The following is a 1,754-nucleotide window of genomic DNA, read 5'->3' as shown; positions in this document are numbered from 1 at the left end:
GGTTCGACCTATTTCTTCGTCTTAATTTCGTTATCAAAGCAATTTGTGTGAACACTCAAGAAAAGTTGTTTTACTTAAGGTAAGGAGGTGATCCAACCCCAGGTTCCCCTAGGGTTACCTTGTTACGACTTCACCCCAGTCATGAATCACAAAGTGGTAACCGTCCCCCCGAAGGTTAAACTAGCTACTTCTTTTGCAACCCACTCCCATGGTGTGACGGGCGGTGTGTACAAGGCCCGGGAACGTATTCACCGTGGCATTCTGATCCACGATTACTAGCGATTCCGACTTCATGGAGTCGAGTTGCAGACTCCAATCCGGACTACGACAGACTTTGTGGGATTCGCTCCACCTCGCGGTCTTGCTGCCCTCTGTATCTGCCATTGTAGCACGTGTGTAGCCCATCCCGTAAGGGCCATGATGACTTGACGTCGTCCCCACCTTCCTCCGGTTTATCACCGGCAGTCTCCTTAAAGTTCCCGCCATTACGCGCTGGCAAATAAGGATAGGGGTTGCGCTCGTTGCGGGACTTAACCCAACATTTCACAACACGAGCTGACGACAGCCATGCAGCACCTGTCTCAGAGTTCCCGAAGGCACTAATCTATCTCTAGAAAATTCTCTGGATGTCAAGGGATGGTAAGGTTCTTCGCGTTGCATCGAATTAAACCACATGCTCCACCGCTTGTGCGGGCCCCCGTCAATTCATTTGAGTTTTAACCTTGCGGCCGTACTCCCCAGGCGGTCAACTTAATGCGTTAGCTGCGCTACCCACGGATCAAGTCCACAGACAGCTAGTTGACATCGTTTACGGCGTGGACTACCAGGGTATCTAATCCTGTTTGCTCCCCACGCTTTCGTGCCTCAGCGTCAGTTTTTGTCCAGGTGGCCGCCTTCGCCACTGATGTTCCTTCCAATCTCTACGCATTTCACCGCTACACTGGAAATTCCACCACCCTCTACAAAACTCTAGTCGTACAGTTCGAAATGCAGTTCCCAGGTTAAGCCCGGGGCTTTCACATCTCGCTTATACAACCGCCTACGCACGCTTTACGCCCAGTAATTCCGATTAACGCTCGCACCCTCCGTATTACCGCGGCTGCTGGCACGGAGTTAGCCGGTGCTTCTTCTGCGAGTAACGTCACAGATAGCAGTTATTAACTACTACCCTTTCCTCCTCGCTGAAAGTGCTTTACAACCCGAAGGCCTTCTTCACACACGCGGCATGGCTGCATCAGGGTTTCCCCCATTGTGCAATATTCCCCACTGCTGCCTCCCGTAGGAGTCTGGGCCGTGTCTCAGTCCCAGTGTGGCTGATCATCCTCTCAAACCAGCTAGAGATCGTCGCCTTGGTAGGCCATTACCCTACCAACTAGCTAATCTCACTTGGGCTAATCTAAAGGCGAAAGGTCCGAAGATCCCCTCCTTTGGTCCGTAGACATTATGCGGTATTAGCAGTCGTTTCCAACTGTTGTCCCCCACCTTAAGGCATATTCCCAAGCATTACTCACCCGTCCGCCGCTCGACGCCAGAAGAACAAGTTCTTCTTCGTTTCCGCTCGACTTGCATGTGTTAAGCCTGCCGCCAGCGTTCAATCTGAGCCATGATCAAACTCTTCAATTAAAAAGTTGTCTTGGTGTATCCGAAGATACTTGCTCAATGAATCACTTGTTACCAATTAAGGTAACTGACATATAAACGTATTATTAAATAAATTAATAAAGACTCATGTGTCACAAATCATTAAGACTTTT

At 49.9% G+C, this 1,754-nt stretch carries 1 rRNA gene; it reads right to left on the bottom strand.

Features of this window, described 5'->3' with window-relative positions:
- Nucleotides 1–80 precede the first annotated feature (80 nt).
- Nucleotides 81–1,623: ribosomal RNA gene (locus tag FE810_RS16905) — 16S ribosomal RNA — on the bottom strand.
- Nucleotides 1,624–1,754: the final 131 nt, after the last annotated feature.

The sequence above is a fragment of the Thalassotalea litorea genome (assembly GCF_005843925.1).
Lineage (GTDB): Bacteria > Pseudomonadota > Gammaproteobacteria > Enterobacterales > Alteromonadaceae > Thalassotalea_A > Thalassotalea_A litorea_A.
The sequence above is the reverse complement of the archived record's forward strand: the minus strand, read 5'-3'. Positions and strand labels throughout refer to the sequence as shown.